The 22,085-nt window shown below is 60.2% G+C and carries 27 protein-coding genes; all 27 read left to right on the top strand.

The annotated features are described in order from the left end of the window. The first annotated feature begins 68 nt into the window (after window positions 1-68). The 27 genes from rplK to rplR all read left to right on the top strand — a co-directional run bounded on the left by rplK (window position 69) and on the right by rplR (window position 22,076). Window positions 69-503, top strand: coding sequence for a 50S ribosomal protein L11 (gene rplK / locus ACBR42_RS03445; RefSeq protein WP_102323156.1), 435 nt, complete (start codon window positions 69-71; stop codon window positions 501-503). A gap of 4 nt (window positions 504-507) precedes the next feature. Beyond that, window positions 508-1,203: a 50S ribosomal protein L1 gene (rplA, locus tag ACBR42_RS03440; protein ID WP_110546571.1), complete on the top strand. Its 696-nt coding sequence runs from the start codon at window positions 508-510 to the stop codon at window positions 1,201-1,203. A 279-nt stretch (window positions 1,204-1,482) separates the two neighbouring features. Then, on the top strand, window positions 1,483-2,001 hold the full coding sequence (rplJ, locus tag ACBR42_RS03435) for a 50S ribosomal protein L10 (RefSeq protein WP_102323158.1): 519 nt from the start codon (window positions 1,483-1,485) through the stop codon (window positions 1,999-2,001). Between the two features lie 102 nt (window positions 2,002-2,103). Beyond that, a complete protein-coding gene (gene rplL, locus ACBR42_RS03430; RefSeq protein WP_102323159.1) occupies window positions 2,104-2,478 on the top strand; it encodes a 50S ribosomal protein L7/L12 in 375 nt (124 codons plus the stop codon). A gap of 255 nt (window positions 2,479-2,733) precedes the next feature. After that, a complete protein-coding gene (gene rpoB, locus ACBR42_RS03425) occupies window positions 2,734-6,906 on the top strand; it encodes a DNA-directed RNA polymerase subunit beta (protein ID WP_371207276.1) in 4,173 nt (1,390 codons plus the stop codon). 102 nt (window positions 6,907-7,008) lie between these two features. Next, on the top strand, window positions 7,009-11,205 hold the full coding sequence (gene rpoC, locus ACBR42_RS03420; RefSeq protein ID WP_102323161.1) for a DNA-directed RNA polymerase subunit beta': 4,197 nt from the start codon (window positions 7,009-7,011) through the stop codon (window positions 11,203-11,205). Between the two features lie 417 nt (window positions 11,206-11,622). After that, window positions 11,623-11,994: a 30S ribosomal protein S12 gene (rpsL, locus tag ACBR42_RS03415; RefSeq protein WP_003621118.1), complete on the top strand. Its 372-nt coding sequence runs from the start codon at window positions 11,623-11,625 to the stop codon at window positions 11,992-11,994. Between the two features lie 15 nt (window positions 11,995-12,009). Further along, entirely contained in the window at window positions 12,010-12,486 is a 477-nt protein-coding gene (gene rpsG, locus ACBR42_RS03410) for a 30S ribosomal protein S7 (RefSeq protein WP_371207275.1), read from the top strand. Between the two features lie 93 nt (window positions 12,487-12,579). Next, window positions 12,580-13,770, top strand: coding sequence for an elongation factor Tu (gene tuf / locus ACBR42_RS03405; RefSeq protein WP_102323163.1), 1,191 nt, complete (start codon window positions 12,580-12,582; stop codon window positions 13,768-13,770). Between the two features lie 105 nt (window positions 13,771-13,875). Beyond that, window positions 13,876-14,184 (top strand): 30S ribosomal protein S10, encoded by a 309-nt coding sequence (gene rpsJ / locus ACBR42_RS03400; protein ID WP_007282720.1) that lies wholly within the window; start codon window positions 13,876-13,878, stop codon window positions 14,182-14,184. Window positions 14,185-14,194: 10 nt separating this feature from the next. Then, window positions 14,195-14,878, top strand: a complete 684-nt coding sequence (gene rplC / locus ACBR42_RS03395; protein WP_102323164.1) for a 50S ribosomal protein L3 — start codon at window positions 14,195-14,197, stop codon at window positions 14,876-14,878. 12 nt (window positions 14,879-14,890) lie between these two features. After that, window positions 14,891-15,505: a 50S ribosomal protein L4 gene (rplD, locus tag ACBR42_RS03390; RefSeq protein ID WP_371207274.1), complete on the top strand. Its 615-nt coding sequence runs from the start codon at window positions 14,891-14,893 to the stop codon at window positions 15,503-15,505. A 35-nt stretch (window positions 15,506-15,540) separates the two neighbouring features. Continuing rightward, a complete protein-coding gene (locus tag ACBR42_RS03385) occupies window positions 15,541-15,837 on the top strand; it encodes a 50S ribosomal protein L23 (RefSeq protein WP_172157796.1) in 297 nt (98 codons plus the stop codon). 16 nt (window positions 15,838-15,853) lie between these two features. After that, the gene (gene rplB / locus ACBR42_RS03380) at window positions 15,854-16,684 is read left to right on the top strand and encodes a 50S ribosomal protein L2 (RefSeq protein ID WP_102323166.1); all 831 of its coding nucleotides are present in this window, start codon (window positions 15,854-15,856) and stop codon (window positions 16,682-16,684) included. A gap of 12 nt (window positions 16,685-16,696) precedes the next feature. Next, entirely contained in the window at window positions 16,697-16,975 is a 279-nt protein-coding gene (gene rpsS, locus ACBR42_RS03375; RefSeq protein WP_007399623.1) for a 30S ribosomal protein S19, read from the top strand. Between the two features lie 2 nt (window positions 16,976-16,977). Continuing rightward, window positions 16,978-17,379: a 50S ribosomal protein L22 gene (rplV, locus tag ACBR42_RS03370; protein WP_025811622.1), complete on the top strand. Its 402-nt coding sequence runs from the start codon at window positions 16,978-16,980 to the stop codon at window positions 17,377-17,379. Window positions 17,380-17,382: 3 nt separating this feature from the next. Then, the gene (gene rpsC / locus ACBR42_RS03365; protein WP_007399625.1) at window positions 17,383-18,060 is read left to right on the top strand and encodes a 30S ribosomal protein S3; all 678 of its coding nucleotides are present in this window, start codon (window positions 17,383-17,385) and stop codon (window positions 18,058-18,060) included. Window positions 18,061-18,114: 54 nt separating this feature from the next. Continuing rightward, window positions 18,115-18,531: a 50S ribosomal protein L16 gene (rplP, locus tag ACBR42_RS03360; protein ID WP_014105026.1), complete on the top strand. Its 417-nt coding sequence runs from the start codon at window positions 18,115-18,117 to the stop codon at window positions 18,529-18,531. Between the two features lies 1 nt (window position 18,532). Next, window positions 18,533-18,769: a 50S ribosomal protein L29 gene (gene rpmC / locus ACBR42_RS03355; RefSeq protein ID WP_102323167.1), complete on the top strand. Its 237-nt coding sequence runs from the start codon at window positions 18,533-18,535 to the stop codon at window positions 18,767-18,769. Between the two features lie 13 nt (window positions 18,770-18,782). Beyond that, complete coding sequence (rpsQ, locus tag ACBR42_RS03350; protein WP_102323168.1) at window positions 18,783-19,064, top strand: 30S ribosomal protein S17; 282 nt, start codon at window positions 18,783-18,785, stop codon at window positions 19,062-19,064. A 15-nt stretch (window positions 19,065-19,079) separates the two neighbouring features. Beyond that, the gene (rplN, locus tag ACBR42_RS03345; protein WP_007399629.1) at window positions 19,080-19,448 is read left to right on the top strand and encodes a 50S ribosomal protein L14; all 369 of its coding nucleotides are present in this window, start codon (window positions 19,080-19,082) and stop codon (window positions 19,446-19,448) included. Further along, window positions 19,448-19,768, top strand: a complete 321-nt coding sequence (rplX, locus tag ACBR42_RS03340) for a 50S ribosomal protein L24 (protein WP_102323169.1) — start codon at window positions 19,448-19,450, stop codon at window positions 19,766-19,768. Before rplN ends, rplX begins: the two co-directional genes overlap by 1 nt. Before the next feature lie 10 nt (window positions 19,769-19,778). Then, window positions 19,779-20,348 (top strand): 50S ribosomal protein L5, encoded by a 570-nt coding sequence (gene rplE / locus ACBR42_RS03335; protein ID WP_102323170.1) that lies wholly within the window; start codon window positions 19,779-19,781, stop codon window positions 20,346-20,348. 105 nt (window positions 20,349-20,453) lie between these two features. Continuing rightward, entirely contained in the window at window positions 20,454-20,759 is a 306-nt protein-coding gene (gene rpsN, locus ACBR42_RS03330) for a 30S ribosomal protein S14 (RefSeq protein ID WP_007399632.1), read from the top strand. A gap of 12 nt (window positions 20,760-20,771) precedes the next feature. Then, the gene (rpsH, locus tag ACBR42_RS03325; RefSeq protein ID WP_010506719.1) at window positions 20,772-21,170 is read left to right on the top strand and encodes a 30S ribosomal protein S8; all 399 of its coding nucleotides are present in this window, start codon (window positions 20,772-20,774) and stop codon (window positions 21,168-21,170) included. 10 nt (window positions 21,171-21,180) lie between these two features. Then, window positions 21,181-21,714, top strand: a complete 534-nt coding sequence (rplF, locus tag ACBR42_RS03320) for a 50S ribosomal protein L6 (RefSeq protein ID WP_102323171.1) — start codon at window positions 21,181-21,183, stop codon at window positions 21,712-21,714. Further along, the gene (gene rplR / locus ACBR42_RS03315; protein ID WP_102323172.1) at window positions 21,714-22,076 is read left to right on the top strand and encodes a 50S ribosomal protein L18; all 363 of its coding nucleotides are present in this window, start codon (window positions 21,714-21,716) and stop codon (window positions 22,074-22,076) included. Before rplF ends, rplR begins: the two co-directional genes overlap by 1 nt. The last annotated feature ends 9 nt before the right edge of the window (window positions 22,077-22,085 follow it).

The raw sequence follows: 22,085 nt of genomic DNA, 5'->3' as shown, positions 1-22,085 counted from the left end.
TCATACCTTCAGGGTAGGGGGTGGCCACCAGAACCGCGGTCCGGGTGAAACAGTCAGGAGCCCCGGATATGGCCAAAAAAATCGTTGGCTACATCAAGCTGCAAATCCCCGCCGGCAAGGCGAATCCGTCCCCGCCGGTTGGTCCGGCACTGGGTCAGCGCGGCCTGAACATCATGCAGTTCTGCAAGGAGTTCAACGCGAAGACACAGGGTCTCGAACCCGGTATGCCGATTCCCGTCGTCATCACCGCGTATGCCGACCGTACGTTCAGCTTCATCACCAAGACGCCGCCGAACACCTACTTCCTCATGAAGGCTGCCAAGATTTCCAAGGGCAGCTCCACCGTGGGCAAGGCTGCCACCGTTGGCAAGGTGACGATCGCGCAGCTGCGCGAGATTGCCGAGACGAAGCAGAAAGACATGAACGCCAACGATATCGACGGCGCCGTGCGCATGCTGGCGGGTTCCGCCCGCTCCATGGGCATCGACGTGGTGGAGGGCTGATAGAATGGCAAAGAACAAGCGTCTGACCGCAGCCCGCGCCGCAGTCGATAATGCCAAGCAGTATGGTCTTGATGAGGCGATCGCCCTGGTCAAGAACAATGCCAAGGCAAAGTTTGACGAAACGGTCGAAATCTCCATGAACCTGGGCATCGACCCGCGTCATGCCGACCAGATGGTCCGTGGCCTGCTGTCCCTGCCCAACGGCACGGGCAAGACCCTGCGCGTTGGCGTGTTCGCCCGCGGCCCGAAGGCCGAGGAAGCGAAGGCCGCCGGTGCCGACGTGGTTGGTGCCGAAGATCTGGCCGAAAAGGTGCAGGCTGGCGAAATCGCTTTCGACCGCTGCATCGCGACCCCCGACATGATGGCCCTCGTTGGCCGTCTGGGTAAGATCCTTGGCCCGCGTGGCCTGATGCCCAACCCCAAGCTGGGCACCGTGACCATGGACGTTAAGGGTGCGGTTTCCGCAGCCAAGTCCGGTCAGGTCGAATACCGCGCGGAAAAGGCCGGTATCGTGCATGCCGGTGTTGGCAAGGCGTCGTTCGACGGCTCCAAGCTGGCTGAAAACATCCGTGCGTTCGTGGACGCCGTCCAGAAGGCCCGTCCGACGGGTGCGAAGGGCACGTATGTCAAGAAGATCGCCCTGTCCTCCACCATGGGACCGGGTGTTACGGTTGATGTCTCCGCCTTCACGGCGGGCTGACACCAGCTTCCGAATGACCCTGCCCTGCAAGGGGTAGGGGACAGGAGATGGCGGTCCGCCGCCATTTTCCGAACCTGTCCATGACCGGATGTGGCGAAAGCCTTGATTGCCCGCAGGGGCTGCAACCGGGAGACGGGGATGCCGGATCGGGGCGAAAGCCCGCACTGGTTGTTCCGTTAAAAAAGGACAGGCGAACCGGGATGCAAGCGGCCTGCCGCAACATCCCAAGGGTAAACCCTATCTGCCGGTTTTGCCGGCGGATGATGATGGAGACGGGATTTGGACCGTACGGAGAAGCGGGAGTTTGTTGCCTCCCTCGCAGCCGTGTTCGCGAAGACGTCCATGGTCATCGTCACCCGTAATGACGGGCTGACTGTGGCTGATGTGACGGAACTTCGGCGTCGCGTGCGTGCGGCTGGAGCTACACACAAGGTCGCGAAGAACCGGCTGACCTCTCTCGCCCTGGCAGGGACCCAGTTCGAAGGCATCAAGCCGCTGCTGAAGGGGCCGACCGCGTTGTCGTGGGCGGATGAACCCGTATCAATGGCGAAGGTGCTGGTCGAGTTCGCCAAAACCAATGACAAGCTTGTTCTGCTCGGCGGATCGCTTGGTGCCCAGACGCTCGATGTCGCGAGTATCAAGGCCCTGGCGGAACTGCCGTCCCTGGATGTTCTGCGTGCGCAGCTGGTGGGGCTTATCTCCACGCCGGCAACCCGCATCGCAGGCGTGCTCCAGGCGCCGGCCGGACAGCTTGCACGGGTTTTTGGTGCCTATGCCAAGACGGGCGAAGCAGCCTGAGACCCAATGGCCCGGCCCGCCGGGTTATCAACAAAACGGCATTTTTCCGAAAAAACGGGATTGTGCTGTGTCAACCAGTGTATAAATTAGGAAGACCGAATTATGGCCGATCTGAACAAGATTGTTGAAGACCTGTCCGCTCTGACCGTTCTGGAAGCGGCTGAGCTGTCCAAGCTGCTGGAAGAGAAGTGGGGCGTTTCCGCTGCCGCTCCGGTAGCCGTTGCTGCTGCTCCGGGTGCGGCTGCTGCTGCTCCGGCAGAAGAAAAGACGGAATTTGACGTTGTCCTGACCAAGGCCGGCGACAAGAAGATCAACGTGATCAAGGAAATCCGTGCGATCACGGGTCTGGGCCTGAAGGAAGCCAAGGATCTGGTCGAGGGCGCGCCCAAGACCATCAAGGAAGGCGCCAGCAAGGATGAAGCCGAAAAGATCAAGAAGACCCTTGAAGACAACGGCGCTTCCGTCGAAATTAAATAAGTTGGCCTATCTGGACGCGTCGTTCGCGGCGCAACCGGGCTGAGTTATTCAGGTGAGGGTGGAAACCGGCTGGTTTCCGCCCCCTTGGCCGTTACAGGCGCCCTGGCCGCAAGGCTTCGGGCGCCTTTGGTGGTAGATAGGGTTGGTCCGGGCGCAGGTCCGGCTGATCCGCCAAAGATTTTCAAGGGCCGCGCAGTCCGCGTGACATTCGTGTCACCACCGTGCGGACCTGTGTGGATGGGGGCTGGATAGGCGATGAACGCGATTACAAAATCGTTCACGGGACGCAAACGCATCCGCAAGAGCTTCGGGCATATACCCGAGGTGGCTCCGATGCCCAATCTGATCGACGTGCAGCGGGCTAGCTACGAGACGTTCCTCCAGATGAACGTGGCGCCCGACAGCCGGACATCGACGGGCCTGCAGGAAGTGTTCCGTTCCGTCTTTCCGATCAATGATTTCGCTGGGCGCGGGCGGCTGGAATTTGTCAGCTACGAACTGGAAGAGCCGAAATACGACGTTGAGGAATGCATCCAGCGTGGCCTGACCTTCGCCGCACCGCTGAAGGTTATCCTGCGCCTGATCGTATGGGACGTGGATGAGGATACCGGGTCACGTTCGATCCGCGATATCAAGGAGCAGCCGGTCTATATGGGCGACATGCCGCTCATGACCGACAACGGCACCTTCGTCATCAACGGGACCGAGCGCGTCATCGTCAGCCAGATGCACCGCAGCCCCGGCGTGTTCTTCGATCACGACAAGGGCAAGACCCATTCGTCGGGCAAGTTCCTGTTCGCGGCCCGTGTCATCCCCTATCGCGGATCGTGGCTTGACTTCGAATTCGACAGCAAGGACCTGATCTACGTCCGCATCGACCGCAAGCGTAAGCTGCCGGTCACCACGCTGCTGTACGCGCTGGAAGGTGCCACGTCCGCTGCCGCACGTGCCACTAAGGCCGCCGAGGGCGGTGACGTGGAAGCTATGGAAATCCAGGGCATGGACCCTGACGAAATCCTTGGCTACTTCTACGGCAAGGTCGAGTTCAACAAGACCCCGAAGGGCTGGGCCCGTCGTTTTGACGCGGAAGCCTTCCGTGGGCAGAAGCTGCTTGAGCCGCTGATCGACGCCCAGACGGGTGAGGAAGTTGCCCCCGCCGATGCGAAGCTGACGGCCCGCATGGTGCGCAAGATCGCGGAAACCACCAAGGAAGTGCTGGTTGGTCCCGCTGGCCTGATCGGTCGCTTCATCGCGTCCGACATGGTCAACGAGAACACGGGCGAGATCTATGCCGAAGCCGGCGAGGAACTGACCGAGCAGAAGCTTGAGGAACTCGATGCCGAGGGCCTGACCACCCTGACCACGCTGGCGATCGACGCCACGAATGGTCCGTGGATCCGTAACACGCTGGCCGTGGACAAGAACGCCTCGCGTGAGGAAGCGCTGACCGACATCTATCGCGTCATGCGCCCCGGTGAGCCGCCCACGCCCGAAACGGCGGAAGCCATGTTCTCCGGCCTGTTCTTCGATCCTGACCGTTATGATCTGTCCGCCGTCGGTCGCGTGAAGATGAACATGCGCCTTGGCGTTGACGTGCCCGATACGGTGCGCGTGCTGCGCAAGGAAGACATCCTGCGCACCGTCAAGATCATGTGCGAACTGAAAGATGGCCGCGGCGCGATCGACGATATCGACAATCTCGGTAACCGTCGTGTCCGCTCCGTCGGCGAACTGATGGAAAATCAGTACCGCGTTGGCCTGCTGCGCATGGAGCGCGCCATCCGCGAACGTATGGGTTCGGTCGATATCGATACGGTCATGCCGCATGACCTGATCAACGCCAAGCCGGCTGCTGCTGCGGTGCGTGAATTCTTCGGTTCCTCGCAGCTCAGCCAGTTCATGGACCAGACTAACCCGCTGTCGGAAGTGACCCATAAGCGCCGTCTTTCGGCACTTGGCCCGGGCGGTCTGACACGTGAACGTGCAGGGTTCGAAGTCCGTGACGTGCATCCGACCCACTACGGCCGTATCTGCCCGATCGAGACGCCGGAAGGCCCGAACATCGGCCTGATCAATTCGCTGGCCACATACGCGAAGGTCAACAAGTACGGGTTCATCGAAACCCCGTACCGCATGGTCGAAAACGGCGTTCTTCAGGATGGCTGGAAATATCTTTCCGCCATGGAAGAAGAAAAGCTTGTCGTGGCTCAGGCCGATGCGAAGCAGGACGCGCAGGGCAACCTGACGGACGATCTGGTTTCGGTGCGTCGTGGCGGTGACTTCCGCCAGGTACCGCCGACCGATGTCACCGCCTGTGACGTGTCCCCCCGCCAGCTCGTCTCGGTCGCTGCCGCGCTCATTCCGTTCCTTGAGAACGATGACGCCAACCGTGCACTGATGGGCTCGAACATGCAGCGTCAGGCCGTGCCGCTGGTGCGTTCCGACGCGCCGCTGGTCGGCACGGGCATGGAAGCGGCCGTGGCCCATGATTCGGGTGCCGCGATCGTGGCGCGCCGTCATGGTGTGGTGGATCAGATCGACGGTGCGCGTATCGTTGTACGCGCCACTGACGATGCTGGTGCAACGCAGGGCGTCGACATCTATCGCCTGCGCAAATACATGCGCTCCAACCAGTCGACCTGCATCAACCAGCGTCCGCTGGTCCGGGTTGGCGATCAGGTGCGTGCGGGCGAGATTATCGCCGACGGTCCGTCCACGGAACTGGGTGAACTGGCGCTGGGCCGTAACGTGCTTGTCGCGTTCATGCCTTGGAACGGTTACAACTTTGAAGATTCGATCCTGATTTCCGAACGGATCGCGCGTGATGACGTGTTTACCTCGATCCATATCGAGGAATTCGAAGTCATGGCCCGTGACACGAAGCTGGGTCAGGAAGAAATCACCCGCGACATTCCGAATGTCGGTGAGGAAGCGCTGCGCAACCTCGACGAAGCCGGTATCGTCTATGTGGGCGCGGAAGTGAATCCGGGCGATATCCTGATCGGCAAGGTCACGCCGAAGGGCGAAAGCCCGATGACGCCGGAAGAAAAACTCCTGCGCGCCATCTTCGGTGAAAAGGCTTCCGACGTTCGTGATACCTCGCTCAAGCTGCCGCCGGGCACGTCGGGCACCATTGTCGATGTCCGCGTGTTCTCGCGTCGTGGCGTGGACAAGGACGAGCGCGCGATGGCCATCGAGCGCGCCGAGATCGAACGCCTCGCCAAGGACCGTGACGACGAACGCGCGATTCAGGAACGTTCCTTCTACAACCGTCTGCGCGAGCACCTGATCGGCCAGACGGCGGGCACCGGTTTCAAGGGTATCCGTTCGGGCACGGTCATCACGGATGAAGTTCTGTCCGAACATCCGCGCGGTGCATGGCGCAACGTGACCGTCATGTCCGACGAGGTCATGGCGGAGCTGGAAACCCTGCGGCGTGAATTTGACGCGGCGGTGGCCAAGATCCAGGCGCGTTTTGACAACAAGGTCGAAAAGCTCCAGCGCGGTGATGAGCTGCCGCCGGGCGTGATGAAGATGGTCAAGGTCTTCGTTGCGGTGAAGCGCAAGCTTCAGCCGGGTGACAAGATGGCCGGTCGTCACGGCAACAAGGGTGTTGTCTCCCGTGTGGTCCCGGTCGAGGATATGCCGTTCCTTGAGGATGGCACTTCGGTCGATCTGGTGCTGAACCCGCTGGGCGTGCCTTCGCGCATGAATGTCGGGCAGATTCTGGAAACGCATCTGGGCTGGGCCTGCGCCAATATCGGTCGTCAGATCGGCCAGCTTGCCGATGATTACCAGCGCAAGGGTGAAAAGCGACAGGAACTGCTGGAAGAACTGAAGTCTGTCTATGGCGACAAGGTCTATGATGACCAGATCGGCGACATGACGGATGCCCAGTTGCTGGAACTGTGCGGTAACCTGCGCAAGGGCGTGCCGATCGCAACCCCGGTATTCGATGGCGCGTCCATTCCGGATATCGAAGCGATGCTGACCAAGGCGGGTGTGGACAAGTCCGGCCAGTCGCAGTTGATCGACGGTCGTACGGGTGAACCGTTCGAGCGTAAGACCACGGTCGGTTACATCTACATGCTGAAGCTGCATCACCTTGTTGATGACAAGATCCATGCACGCTCCATCGGTCCGTATTCGCTGGTCACCCAGCAGCCACTGGGCGGTAAGGCGCAGTTCGGTGGGCAGCGCTTCGGTGAAATGGAAGTGTGGGCGCTGGAAGCTTACGGCGCCGCCTACACACTGCAGGAAATGCTGACGGTCAAATCGGATGACGTGTCAGGTCGCACCAAGGTGTATGAGGCGATCGTGCGTGAGCAGGACGACTTCGAAGCCGGCATCCCGGAAAGCTTTAACGTCCTGATCAAGGAACTGAAGTCCCTTGGCCTGAATGTTGACCTTGAACAGAGCGGCTCCTGATCCGGCCTTTACGGTCCACGTCAGTCCATACGTTTTTATTTCAGGAGTGGAGGCAGGTAACGCGCCTGCTTCCGCTTCATTCCCTCAGGGGGTTTGCGGCGCATGAATGAACTCATGAAGATCCTTGGTCAGGGCGGCCAGGCCATGACCTTCGACCAGATCAAGATCCAGCTGGCCTCGGCCGAGCAGATCCGTTCGTGGTCGTACGGCGAGATCAAGAAGCCCGAGACCATCAATTACCGGACATTCAAGCCGGAACGTGATGGCCTGTTCTGCGCGCGGATATTCGGTCCGATCAAGGATTACGAATGCCTGTGCGGCAAATACAAGCGGATGAAGTTCCGCGGTATCATCTGTGAAAAGTGCGGCGTTGAAGTCACGCTGGCCAAGGTCCGCCGCGAGCGGATGGGCCATATCGAACTTGCCAGCCCGGTAGCCCATATCTGGTTTCTCAAGTCGCTGCCCAGCCGTATCGGCCTGATGGTCGACATGACGCTGAAGGATCTGGAAAAGATCCTGTATTTCGAAAGCTATGTGGTTCTGGAACCCGGCACGTCGCCGCTTAAGCAGTACAGCCTGCTGACGGAAGACCAGTACCTTGATGTCATGGACGAGCATGGCGACGAGGGGATTGAGGTCGGGATCGGTGCCGAGGCGATCAAGAAGATCCTCGAACGCATCGACTGCAAGCAGGAAAAGGAAGAACTGCGGCAGGAACTGAAGGATTCCACGTCCGAGGCCAAGCGCAAGAAGCTGGTCAAGCGCCTGAAGCTGGTCGAAGCCTTTGCCGACAGCGAATCACGCCCGGAATGGATGATTCTGGATCTGGTGCCGGTGATCCCGCCCGAACTGCGCCCGCTGGTGCCGCTCGATGGTGGCCGTTTCGCTACATCCGACCTGAACGACCTGTACCGTCGTGTCATCAACCGTAACAACCGTCTCAAGCGGCTGATCGAACTGCGTGCGCCGGACATTATTGTCCGTAACGAAAAGCGCATGCTGCAGGAATCGGTCGATGCGCTGTTTGATAACGGTCGTCGTGGCCGTGCGATCACCGGTGCGAACAAGCGCCCGCTGAAGTCGCTGTCCGATATGCTCAAGGGCAAGCAGGGTCGTTTCCGTCAGAACCTGCTGGGCAAGCGCGTCGATTACTCTGGCCGTTCGGTCATCGTGGTCGGCCCCGAACTGAAGCTGCACCAGTGCGGCCTGCCCAAGAAGATGGCGCTGGAACTGTTCAAGCCGTTCATCTATTCCAAGCTGGAAAAATACGGTCACGCCACCACCATCAAGGCCGCCAAGCGGATGGTGGAAAAGGAACGTCCCGAAGTCTGGGATATCCTTGAAGAGGTGATCCGTGAGCATCCCGTCATGCTCAACCGCGCGCCCACGCTGCACCGTCTGGGCATTCAGGCGTTCGAGCCGGTTCTGATTGAAGGCAAGGCGATCCAGCTTCATCCGCTGGTCTGCACCGCCTTCAACGCGGACTTCGACGGTGACCAGATGGCCGTGCACGTGCCGCTGAGCCTTGAGGCGCAGCTTGAAGCCCGCGTGCTGATGATGTCGACAAACAACATCCTCAGCCCGGCCAACGGCAAGCCCATCATCGTGCCGTCGCAGGATATCGTGCTGGGGCTGTACTATCTCAGCCTGGAAACGCCCGAGTTCCGTGCGACGCCCGACCAGAACAGCTATGACGACAAGGGTCAGGTCACGGTCACGGGTGCGCCGTCCTTCTCCAGCGTTGGTGAAGTCGAATATGCACTCAGCACCGGCGCCGTGAAGCTACATGACAAGATCCGTGCGCGGATCGAGAATGTCGATGCGGAAGGCAGGCTGTCGCGTGAGACCGTGGTGACGACACCGGGTCGTATGCTGGTGGGCCAGATCCTGCCGCGTAACGCCGCGCTGCCGTTCTCGCTGATCAACCGTCAGCTGACCAAGAAGATCGTATCGGACGTGATCGATGCGGTTTACCGTCACTGCGGCCAGAAGGAATGCGTGATCTTCTGTGACCGCCTGATGGGCCTTGGTTTCCGTCACGCCGCGCGTTCGGGCATTTCCTTCGGTAAGGACGACATGATCGTTCCCGCCGAAAAGAAGGGCCTGGTCGACCGCACCGCCGCCGAGGTGAAGGAGTTCGAACAGCAGTATCAGGATGGTCTGATCACTGCGGGCGAACGCTACAATAAGGTGGTGGACGCCTGGTCGCGCTGCACGGACGAAGTGCAGGCCGCGATGATGAAGGAGATCTCCAAGCAGGAGATCGGCAAGCCCACCAACTCGGTGTGGATGATGAGCCACTCCGGTGCCCGTGGGTCGCCAGCGCAGATGAAGCAGCTTGCCGGCATGCGTGGCCTGATGGCCAAGCCGTCCGGTGAGATTATCGAACAGCCGATTATCGCCAACTTCAAGGAAGGCCTGTCGGTTCTCGATTACTTCACCTCCAGCCATGGTGCCCGTAAGGGTCTGGCCGATACCGCGCTCAAGACGGCGAACTCGGGTTACCTGACCCGCCGTCTGGTTGACGTGGCGCAGGACAGCATCATCGTCGAGGAAGATTGCGGCACCGAACGCGGCCTGACCGTGCGTGCGGTCATGGATGGCGGTGAGGTGATCGCCTCCCTGTCCGAGCGTATGCTGGGCCGCACGCTGGCGGCTGATGTGCTTGATCCGGCCACCGGCAAGGTCCTGTTCCCGCGCAATACGCTGATCGAGGAAGCTCAGGCCGAACTGATCGAGAAGGCTGGCGTCGAAAGCCTGCTGATCCGCTCGGTGCTCACCTGTGACAGCCGGGTTGGCGTATGCGGTCACTGCTATGGCCGTGACCTCGCACGTGGCACGCCGGTCAATATCGGTGAGGCCGTGGGCGTGATCGCAGCCCAGTCCATCGGTGAGCCGGGCACCCAGCTTACCATGCGTACCTTCCATATTGGTGGCGCGGCCCAGCGTGGTGCCGAGCAGTCGATGGTGGAAGCCTCGCGCGATGGCAAGGTGACGATCCGCAACAAGAACGTTGTGCAGAACAGCCAGAACGTGCCCATCGTCATGTCGCGTAACTGCGAAATCCTGCTGACGGATGACCGTGGAACCGAGCGTGCCCGCTACCGTGTGCCGTATGGTGCGCGCCTGCTGGTCGAGGACGGTGCCGATGTGACGCGTGGCCAGAAGATGGCCGAGTGGGATCCGTACACCCTGCCGATCATCACCGAGCAGCCTGGTAAGGTTGAATATCTCGACCTGATCGACTCCATCACGCTGGTTGAGCGGATGGATGAAGTCACCGGCCTGACATCCAAGGTGGTCGTGGACTACAAGCAGGCTTCCAAGGGAATCGACCTGCGTCCGCGCCTGCAGCTGAAGGATGCGAAGGGCGATGTGGTGAAGCTGGCCAACGGCAACGACGCCCGCTACTTCCTGTCCCCGGATTCGCTGCTGTCGGTTGAAAACGGCGCGCAGGTTAACGCTGGTGACGTGCTGGCCCGTATCCCGCGTGAAGGTTCCAAGACGCGTGACATTACCGGTGGTCTGCCGCGTGTGGCGGAACTGTTCGAGGCCCGTAAGCCGAAGGATCACGCCATCATCTCGGAAACCGAGGGGCGCGTTGAGTTCGGCAAGGATTACAAGTCCAAGCGTCGCGTCATCGTGAAAAATGACGAGACGGGCGAGGAGACGGATTACCTGATCCCCAAGGGCAAGCACGTTTCCGTTCAGGAAGGCGACTTTGTCCAGGTTGGCGATCCGTTGGTTGACGGTCCCCGCGTGCCGCATGACATCCTGAAGGTGCTGGGCGTCGAGGCACTGTCCGACTATCTCGTGAACGAGATCCAGGACGTGTATCGACTGCAGGGCGTGAAGATCAATGACAAGCACATTGAGGTCATCGTCCGGCAGATGCTGCAGAAGGTGGAAATCCTTGAACCCGGTGACACGACCTACCTGATCGGTGAGACGGTGGATCGTATCGAGTACGAGGAAGAGAACACCAAGCGCCTGAACATGGGTGAGCGTCCCGCAGTGGCCATGCCGGTGCTGCAGGGCATCACCAAGGCGTCGCTGCAGACCCAGTCCTTCATCTCCGCCGCATCCTTCCAGGAGACCACACGTGTCCTGACAGAGGCTGCTACGGCAGGGAAGAAGGATACCCTGAACGGCCTGAAGGAGAACGTGATTGTCGGTCGCCTGATCCCCGCTGGGACAGGCAGCGTCATGAACAAGCTCCGCGCGGTTGCCGCAGGTGAGGACAAGCAGCGTCTGGCGCAGGCCCGTGCTGCCGTCCCGCCAACCAAGGCGGCCGAGTAAGCTCAGGCGCATACCATATCCGGATACCGGGAAGCTGGTATCCGGAATGATTCGGTGCTGCACTATTGTCACCATCCGCTTCAGGCAGTATCTGCTGCCGGGTGGAACGGTGTTTGCGGGTTGGTGAAACGGATTCGTTCTCCCTGACCCGCGCGAATCCTGCGTAAGGCTTGACTTGAAGTCATTATGCCCGTAGGTTCCGCGCCCTCGGCTAGCCCTGTCTGAAAGACGTTGTTGGCCGTCGAATGCAGCATGCAGACATGCGGCGCCGCAGCTCGGGAATCGGGCTGCCAAGGCCGGATGTAAATATGATGCCCGAACGGATGGTTGTCATTCGTTGGGGTTTTGTTGTGAACGACAGTCGGCAACCGGACATGAGGTTGGCCGGCCGAATTTTGTAAGGATCGGGAAAGGCGTATGCCGACCATCAACCAGTTGATCGCGAAAGGTCGCGAGCCCGCAGCCAAACGCAACAAGGTTCCTGCTCTGCAGGGCTGTCCGCAGAAGCGTGGCGTTTGTACTCGTGTTTACACAACCACACCGAAGAAGCCGAACTCGGCTCTGCGTAAGGTGGCAAAGGTGCGCCTGACAAACGGTTATGAGGTTGTGAGCTATATTCCGGGTGAGGGGCATAACCTCCAGGAACATAGTGTCGTCCTGATCCGTGGTGGTCGCGTCAAGGATCTTCCTGGCGTGCGTTATCACATCCTGCGCGGCGTTCTGGACACCCAGGGTATCGCCAAGCGTCGTCAGCGTCGCTCGCTCTATGGCGCGAAGCGTCCTAAGTAAAAGGAATAACGAGGCATGAGTCGCCGTCATCGCGCAGTAAAGCGCGAGATTCTTCCCGATCCGAAATTTGGTGATGTCGTCATTACGCGTTTCATGAACGCCCTGATGTACGACGGCAAGAAGTCCACCGCCGAAGGGATCGTCTATGGCGCCCTTGAGGTGCTGCGTCGCCGTGGTGGCGCTGCTGCGGACCCTGTGATGATGTTCCACAGCGCGCTGGACAACGTCAAGCCGGCCGTCGAGGTGCGTTCCCGCCGTGTTGGTGGCGCGACCTACCAGGTTCCGGTCGAAGTCCGGGCTGAGCGTCGTCAGGCGCTGGCCATCCGCTGGCTGATCGACGCCTCGCGCAAGCGTGGCGAGAACACCATGCAGGAGCGTCTGTCCAACGAACTTCTCGACGCCGTGAACAACCGTGGTTCGGCAGTCAAGAAGCGCGAAGACACGCACCGTATGGCGGAAGCCAACAAGGCATTCAGTCATTACCGCTGGTAAAGGCGGTCTGGCCGGTCTATCTACCGGCTCGACTTCCGAAACGGAACTTTCCAACCCGACTCTCGGCACGAGGCCGAGTTAACGGAGAAAACGATGGCAAAGGCTAAATTTGAGCGGAACAAGCCGCATTGTAACATTGGCACGATCGGTCACGTCGATCATGGCAAGACATCGCTGACCGCTGCTATCACGAAGACGCTGGCGAAGGCCGGCGGCGCCGAGTTCAAGGCGTACGACATGATCGACGCGGCGCCGGAAGAACGCGCCCGTGGCATCACGATCTCGACCGCTCACGTCGAGTACGAGACCGCGAAGCGTCACTACGCTCACGTCGACTGCCCCGGCCATGCTGACTATGTGAAGAACATGATCACAGGTGCCGCGCAGATGGACGGCGCGATCCTGGTTGTGTCTGCTGCTGACGGCCCGATGCCCCAGACCCGCGAGCACATCCTGCTTGCCCGTCAGGTCGGCGTGCCGGCACTGGTCGTCTTCCTGAACAAGGTTGACCAGGTTGACGATCCGGAACTGCTGGAACTCGTTGAGATGGAAGTGCGCGAGCTGCTTTCCGCTTACCAGTTCCCCGGCGACGATATCCCCATCATCAAGGGTTCGGCCCTGGTGACGCTGGAAGACGGCGATGCGGAAATCGGTGAAAACCGCGTTCTGGATCTGATGAACGCTGTTGACGAATACATCCCGCAGCCGGAGCGTCCGGTTGACCGTCCGTTCCTGATGCCGATCGAAGACGTGTTCTCCATCTCCGGTCGTGGCACCGTGGTTACGGGCCGTGTCGAGCGTGGCGTTGTGAACGTTGGCGACGAAATCGAGATCGTTGGCCTGCGCCCGACGCAGAAGACGACCGTGACCGGCGTTGAAATGTTCCGCAAGCTGCTCGATCGTGGTGAAGCAGGTGACAACATCGGCGCACTGGTGCGTGGCACGAAGCGTGAAGACGTTGAGCGTGGCCAGGTGCTGGCAAAGCCGGGTTCCATCACCCCGCACACCAAGTTCAAGGCGGAAGCCTACATCCTGACGAAGGAAGAGGGTGGCCGTCACACGCCGTTCTTCACCAACTATCGTCCGCAGTTCTATTTCCGCACGACCGACGTCACCGGCGTTGTTCACCTGCCGGAAGGCACGGAAATGGTCATGCCTGGCGATAACGTCGCCATGGATGTCGAGCTGATCGCTCCGATCGCCATGGATGAAGGCCTGCGCTTCGCTATCCGCGAAGGTGGCCGCACCGTTGGTGCAGGTGTTGTTGCTTCCATCACAGCGTGATTGGACAGTAACTGAACTGTGGTATCCCGGTCGGAGCGATCCGGCCGGGTTTCCATTGCGGATCGGGTTCCCCCGAATCAGGTAAAGTTGGACTGAAACAGAAAGATGGACAACCAGAACATCCGCATTCGCCTGAAGGCGTACGATCACCGGGTGCTGGACAACAGCACGAAAGAGATCGTCAATACGGCGAAGCGTACGGGTGCGCGGGTTCGGGGTCCTATCCCGCTGCCGACGCATATTGAACGGTTTACTGTAAACCGCTCCCCCCACGTGGATAAGAAAAGCCGCGAGCAGTTCGAAATTCGGACCCATCGCCGGCTGCTCGACATTGTCGAGCCGACCCCGCAGACCGTGGACGCTCTCATGAAACTCGACCTCGCCGCTGGCGTGGATGTCGAGATTAAACTCTAAGGTCCAGACGATGCGCACCGGATTGATCGCAAAAAAGCTGGGTATGACCCGGCTGTTCAAGGAAGACGGCACACATGTGCCGGTGACTGTCCTGCAGATTGATGATCTGCAGGTGGTTGATGTCCGTAATACCGAGCGTGATGGCTACACGGCCGTCCAGCTTGGCGCGGGCAAGGCCAAGGTCAAAAATGTGTCGAAGCCGAACCGCGGCCATTTTGCCAAGGCCAAGGTCGAGCCCAAGAAGAAGCTGGCTGAATTCCGCGTTGCGGATGACGCCGTCCTGGAAGTCGGGGCTTCTCTGTCCGCCGCCCATTTCGTGGCGGGACAGAAGGTGGACGTTACCGGCACCAGCAAGGGTAAGGGTTTTGCCGGCGCCATGAAGCGCTGGAACTTTGCCGGTCTCGAAGCCTCCCATGGTGTCTCGATCAGTCACCGTTCGCACGGTTCGACGGGTAACCGTCAGGACCCGGGCAAGGTTTTCAAGAACAAGAAGATGGCTGGCCATCTCGGTTCCGAGCGTATCACCACGCTGAACCTTGAGGTAGCGGCTGTCGACGCCGAAAAGAACCTCCTCATGATCCGCGGCTCCGTGCCGGGCGGGAAGAACGAGGTGGTTCTGATTCGTGATGCGATCAAGAAGGCCCGTCATGCCGAGGCGCCGTATCCGGCGGCCCTGGTTGAGGCTGCGGGCTGAGGATAGAGGGCAATGGATTACGAGATCAAAACCCTCGATAACGGGAGCGCAGGTACCGCCAGCCTTCCGGACGAGATTTTCGCCGCAACCCCGCGCAGCGACATTCTGGCGCGTGTGGTGCACTGGCAGCTGGCAAAGCGCCGCGCAGGGACGCACAAGATCAAGGGCATGGGGGAAGTCTCCGGCACGACCAAGAAGCCCTACCGCCAGAAGGGAACAGGTAGCGCCCGTCAGGGTTCGCTGCGTTCGCCGCAGTACCGTACCGGTGGTGTGGTGCATGGTCCGGTCGTGCGTGACCATGGCTATGACCTGCCCAAGAAGGTGCGTCGTCTGGGCCTGATTTCCGCGCTGTCACAGAAGGCTGCCGAAGGCAAGCTGGTCGTGCTTGATGCGGCGACGGCTTCGGGCAAGTCCGCTGAGCTGGCGAAGAAGCTGAAGGTCCTGGGCTGGACATCCGCCCTGATCGTGGATGCCACGGTTGAAGAGAACTTCGGCCGCGCCGCGCGCAACCTGCCGAAGATCGATATTCTTCCGACGGTTGGCGCGAATGTCTACGACATCCTGAACCATGAGGTGCTGGCCATCACCCGCGCCGGGGTTGAGGGACTGAAGGAGCGTCTGGCATGACCAACATCCTGGCAATCCGCAAGAAGGCGGAACGTATGTCTCGGGAAGCGATGTATGACATCATCCGCTCCCCCCTGATCACGGAAAAGGCGACAGCCCTGTCCGAGAAGAATCAGGTCGGTTTCAAGGTTGCGATCAGCGCGACGAAGCCAGAGATCAAGGTAGCGGTCGAGACGCTGTTTGGTGTGAAGGTTCTGGGTGTGAACACACTCATCCAGAAGGGGAAGGCCAAGCGCTTCAAGGGACGTCCCGGCCAGCGTTCGGATGTGAAGAAGGCGTTTGTTCAGCTTGCAGAAGGTCAGTCCATTGACCTGACCGCGAAGCTGGTCTGACGCGGGGTGACAAGAAATGGCATTGAAGCACTTTAATCCAGTTACCCCCAGCCTGCGCGGAACGGTTCTTATCGACCGCAAGGAGCTGTGGAAAGGCAAGCCCGTCAAGGGCCTGACCGAGGGGAAGAACAAGAGCGGCGGCCGTAACAACCACGGTCGCACCACCTCGCGTTTCATCGGTGGCGGACACAAGCAGTCCTACCGTTATGTCGACTTCAAGCGTCGCAAGTTCGACGTGGTCGGCACGGTGGAGCGTCTTGAATACGATCCCAACCGCACCGCGTTCATTGCGCTGATCAAGTACGATGACGGCGAACTGGCCTACATCATCGCACCGCAGCGCCTGAAGGCTGGCGATCAGGTTGTTGCCGGCGCCCGCGCCGACATCAAGCCGGGCAACGCCATGCCCCTGTCAGCGGTTCCGGTGGGAACGATCATCCACAACATCGAGCTCAAGGCCGGTGGTGGCGGGAAGATCGCACGTTCCGCTGGTACCTATGCACAGCTGGTCGGCAAGGATATGGGCTATGCCCAGATCAAGCTGCAGTCCGGTGAACTGCGTGTTGTCCGCGCGGAATGCATGGCCACCATCGGTGCCGTGTCCAACCCGGACAACATGAACCAGCATCTGGGCAAGGCCGGCCGCAATCGCTGGCTGGGCCGCCGTCCGCACAACCGTGGTGTCGTCATGAACCCGGTTGACCACCCGCATGGTGGTGGTGAAGGGCGCACGTCCGGTGGACGTCATCCGGTTACGCCATGGGGCAAGCCGACTAAGGGTTACAAGACCAGGGTCAACAAGCGTACGGACAGTCTGATTATCCGTCGCCGGAAGACCGGCAAGTAAGGGGCATTTAAGATGGCACGTTCCGTCTGGAAGGGCCCGTTCGTGGACGGGTATCTGCTGAACAAAGCCGATGCGTCGCGCGCGTCGGGCCGTAACGAAGTGATCAAGATCTGGTCGCGTCGATCCACCATCCTGCCGCAGTTCGTCGGACTGACGTTCGGCGTCTATAACGGGCATAAGTTCCTGCCCGTGCAGGTCTCCGAGAATATGGTGGGGCACAAGTTCGGTGAATTTTCGCCGACCCGTACCTTCACGGGTCATTCTTCGGACAAGAAAGCGAAGCGGGGCTGATCATGAGCAAGCCTAAGCATCCGCGCACGCTCGCGGAAACCGAAGCGCAGGCCATGACGCGGAACATCCGCATCAGCCCGCGCAAGCTGAACCTTGTTGCGGGTCTCATCCGCAACAAGCCGGCCGGGCAGGCGATCGCCACCCTCACCTTCTCCAAGCGGCGCATCGCCCAGCAGGTCAAGAAGACCCTGGAAAGCGCGATCGCCAATGCCGAGAACAACCATCAGCTGGACGTTGACCAGCTGGTCGTTGCCCGTGCAGAGGTGGGCAAGTCGATCGTGATGCGTCGTTTCCACGCACGTGGTCGTGGCCGTTCGGCCCGCATCGAGAAGTTTTTCAGCCACCTGACTATTGTGGTGGCCGAAAAGAAGTCCGAAGCTGAAACCGAAAAAAAGGCAGCCTGATCCATGGGACACAAAGTTAATCCGATTGGGCTGCGGCTCGGTATTAACCGGACATGGGACAGCCGCTGGTACGCCGATGCCGATTATGCACGGCTGCTGCATGATGACCTGAAGCTGCGCGCCTACCTGCGTCGCAAGCTGTCCGGCGCGGGTGTGTCCCGCGTGGTGATCGAACGTCCGGCCAAGAAGCCGCGCGTGACCATCTACGCGGCACGTCCGGGTGTGGTCATCGGCAAGAAGGGGCAGGATATCGATGTGCTGCGCAAGGATCTGGCCCGTATGGCCAAGACCGATGTGGCGCTGAACATCGTCGAGATCCGCAAGCCGGAAATCGATGCGACTCTGGTGGCCGAAAACATTGCCCAGCAGCTGGAGCGCCGCGTTGCGTTCCGCCGGGCGATGAAGCGCGCCGTGCAGTCCGCCATGCGTCTGGGTGCGCAGGGTATCCGGATCAACTGCTCGGGCCGTCTCGGTGGCGCGGAAATCGCGCGTATCGAGTGGTATCGTGAAGGCCGGGTGCCGCTGCACACGCTGCGTGCGGACATCGATTACGGTGTGGCGACCGCCAAGACGACCTACGGCACCTGTGGTGTGAAGGTCTGGATCTTCAAGGGTGAGATTCTTGCCCATGATCCGCTGGCGCAGGACCGTCGCGCCGCCGAGCAGGCCCCGCAGCGCTGATCTGCGCGGTCAAATGGACCTAGATGCGCCAGGCGGCGCGTGAGGATTTAGAAAATGCTTTCTCCCAAGCGGACAAAGTACCGCAAGGCCCACAAGGGCCGCATTCATGGGTTGGCCAAGGGTGGCACAACCCTGAATTTCGGGGCGTTCGGCCTGAAGGCTCTCCAGCCTGAACGGATCACGGCCCGCCAGATCGAAGCCGCCCGTCGTGCCATTACCCGCGCCATGAAGCGTGCCGGTCGTGTCTGGATTCGGATCTTCCCTGATCTTCCGGTCTCGACAAAGCCCGCAGAAGTGCGTATGGGGTCCGGCAAGGGGTCGCCTGAATATTGGGTGGCTCGTGTGAAGCCGGGTCGGATTCTGTTCGAGATCGAAGGTGTGTCACCGGAAGTCGCGCGTGAAGCGCTGGCTCTGGGGGCTGCGAAGCTGCCGATCAAGACCAAGTTCGTGACCCGTATCGGAGAGGCGTGAGATGGCAAAGGCAACAAAGCCGGCCGATCTGCGTGCCAAAACTGTTGAAGAACTGGACACGCTTCTCGTTGATCTGAAGCGCGAGCAGTTCAATCTTCGGTTCCAGCACGCGACCGGCCAGACCGAGGGTCAGTCCCGCATGCGCGAGGTCCGTCGTGACATCGCGCGTGTGAAGACGATTGCGGCCCAGGTTGTGAAGAAGAGTTCCGCTGGCCAGGCGCCGGCAGTAAAGTCCTGAAGGGAGACGGGCGATGCCAAGGCGCGTCCTGACCGGGCGGGTAACAAGCGACAAGATGGACAAGACCGTAACGGTTCTTGTCGATCGTCGCATTATCCATCCGTTGTATAAGAAGTTCATTCGCCGCTCGAAAAAGTACGCGGCGCATGACGGATTGAATGAATGCAAGGTGGGGGACATGGTGCGCATTGAAGAATGCAAGCCGATTTCCCGCCGCAAGACCTGGACTGTCGTTGTCCGGAATGGTCAGCCCGTAGCGGCTGCCGCCGGTGCCGCGTCTGGTGCGCAGGCGTAAAGAAGGGCATAGACCATGATCCATCCCGAGACCAACCTTGACGTGGCCGACAATTCCGGTGCCCGTCAGGTGCAGTGCATCAAGGTGCTGGGCGGTTCCAAGCGGAAGACTGCCTCGGTCGGCGACGTGATTGTCGTGTCCGTCAAGGAGGCCATCCCCCGTGGGAAGGTGAAGAAGGGTGACGTTCACCAGGCCGTGATCGTGCGCACTTCCTATCCCGTGCGTCGCGCCGACGGCAGCGCCATCCGGTTTGACCGCAATGCGGCCGTGCTGATCAACAAGCAGCAGGAACCGATCGGTACCCGTATCTTTGGCCCGGTCGTGCGCGAACTGCGTGCGCGCAAGTTCATGAAGATCATCTCGCTGGCACCGGAGGTGCTGTAATGGCTGCTCGTATCAAGAAGGGTGACCAGGTTCTGGTCATCACCGGCGGTTCCAAGGGAACCCGTGGCGAGGTTGTTACGGTCCTTCCGGCTGTCAACAAGGCTGTCGTCCGTGGCGTCGCGATCGCCAAGCGGCACACCCGCGCATCCCGCATGGGTGAGCAGGGCGGTATTATCCAGAAGGAAATGCCGGTTCACCTGTCGAACCTGAAGCTGATCGATCCCAAGAGCGGGGACCCGACGAAAGTTGGCTTCCGTATTCTGGAAGATGGTCGCAAGGTCCGTGTCGCCAAGGCGACCGGCGAAGTTATCGAAGGCTGAGGGGGCGGGAATGTCTGAAGTGAAAGAAGCCCGTCCTGTGCCGCGCATGCAGCAGCGCTACCAGAGCGAGCTGCGCGCGAAGCTGCGCGAGGAATTCGGGTACGAGAACGAGATGCAGGTTCCGCGTCTCGAGAAAATCGTCCTGAACATGGGTGTGGGTGAAGCTGCTGGCGACCAGAAGAAGCTGGACGCCGCAGTCAAGGAAATGACCCTGATCGCAGGTCAGAAGCCGGTCAAGACGGTTGCCAAGAAGGCGATCGCGGGCTTCAAGATCCGTGAAGGTCTGCCTATCGGGTGCAAGGTCACGCTGCGTCGTGCCCAGATGTTCGAATTCCTGGACCGGTTTGTGACGATCGCCCTGCCGCGCGTGCGCGACTTCCGCGGCCTGCCCGCGAACAAGGGTTTTGATGGTCGTGGCAACTTCGCCATGGGCCTGAAGGAACAGATCGTCTTTCCGGAAATCGAATACGACAAGGTAGACGAGATCCGTGGCATGGACATCATCTTCGTGACCACCGCGAAGACGGATGCGGAAGCAAAGGCTCTGCTCAAGGCGTTTGATCTGCCCTTCGCTGCATAAAATGTTGCGAAAGGGCTTCCGTCTGAAGTCCAGAAGACCTAATACACACGTTGTTTGGAAAACCGTTGGGAATGGCCCGACAGGTTCCGGAGGGTAAAACAAGGCATGGCCAAAATTTCCGCCGTTAACCGGAATGTCAAGCGCGAGCGCATGGCAACCCGGGACCGGGCTAAGCGGACAGCACTGAAGAACATCATCATGGACCGGTCTCTGCCGGTTGAAGATCGCTTCGATGCTTCGCTTAAGCTTGCTGAACTTCCTCGCAATGGATCGCGCGTTCGCGTGCGCCTGCGCTGCAAGTTGACGGGGCGTCCGCGCGCCAATTACAGAAAGTTCGAACTCTGCCGTATCGCCCTGCGCGACCTGGCCTCTAATGGTCAGATCCCGGGCATGGTCAAATCGAGCTGGTAAGGGCAGGGAACGATGTCACTTTCTGATCCTTTGGGTGATCTGCTCACCCGGATCCGCAATGCGCAGCGTGCACGGCATGCTGCATGCGTGGCGCCGGCGTCCAAGCTGCGCGCCAGTGTCCTCGAGGCCCTGCGCCGCGAAGGATATATCCGTGGTTTCTCGCGTGAGGAACTGCGCAAGGGTGTGGCCCAGCTGCGCATCGAGCTGAAGTATCTCGATGGTGAGCCGGTCATCAAAGAAATCCACCGTGTGTCCAAGCCGGGGCGCCGCGTCTATTCCAAGATCAAGGAACTGCCGCGTGTCTATGCCGGGCTGGGTGTGTCGATCCTGTCGACGCCGCGCGGTGTTCTGTCCGATGCGGAGGCCCGCGCTGCCAATGTTGGCGGTGAAGTCCTCTGCCGTGTGTTCTGAGGAGGGATAAATGTCGCGAGTGGGCAAATATCCCGTCGAAGTTCCGTCGGGCGTTCAGGTTTCCATTGCTGATGGTGTGCTGACGGCAAAAGGCAAGCTGGGTGAACTCAAGCTGCCGCTGTCTCATCACGTTGCGGTTGATATCGCGGATGGCAAGGTTGCGGTTAAGCCGAATGATACGGCAGCACCGGCCCGCATGATGTGGGGCACCACACGTTCCCTGATCGCGGGTATGGTCAAGGGCGTGTCCGAAGGGTTTTCCAAGACGCTGGAAATCTCCGGAACGGGTTATCGTGCGGCGGTGCAGGGTAGCAATCTGGTCATGAACCTCGGTTATTCGCATGACATCGTCTATGCGATTCCCGCAGGCATCAAGATCACGACCCCGCGTCCAACTGCTGTAACTGTCGAAGGTATCGACAAGCAGCGTGTTGGTCAGGTGGCGCTTGATATCCGCAGCTTCCGCAAGCCTGAGCCCTACAAGGGCAAGGGTGTCCGTTATGAAACGGAAACCATCCGTCGCAAGGAAGGCAAGAAGAAATAATGAGCACGCAGAAGGATCTGCGGGAACGGCGGCGCCAGCGTCTCCGTTTCCAGCTTCGCCTGAAGAGCGGCGGGCGTCCGCGTCTGTCGGTGTTCCGTTCAGGCAAGAACATCTATGCGCAGGTGATCGACGACGCTGCCGGCCGTACGCTGGCAGCCGCATCGACGCTGGACAAGGGGCTGCGTTCCACCATCGAAGGTGGCACGGACGTCAAGGCAGCGGGTGCGGTTGGCAAGCTTCTGGCGGAACGCGCGGTGGCTGCTGGTGTGTCGAAGGTCGTTTTCGACCGCGGCGCTTATCTCTATCATGGGCGTATCAAGGCCCTGGCGGAGGCTGCCCGTGAGGGCGGTCTCTCGTTCTGACGAAAGGGT

It is taken from the genome of Komagataeibacter sp. SM21 (assembly GCF_041402665.1).
GTDB classification, from domain to species: Bacteria; Pseudomonadota; Alphaproteobacteria; order Acetobacterales; family Acetobacteraceae; genus Komagataeibacter; species Komagataeibacter saccharivorans.
This window is presented reverse-complemented; position numbering and strand designations above follow the sequence as displayed.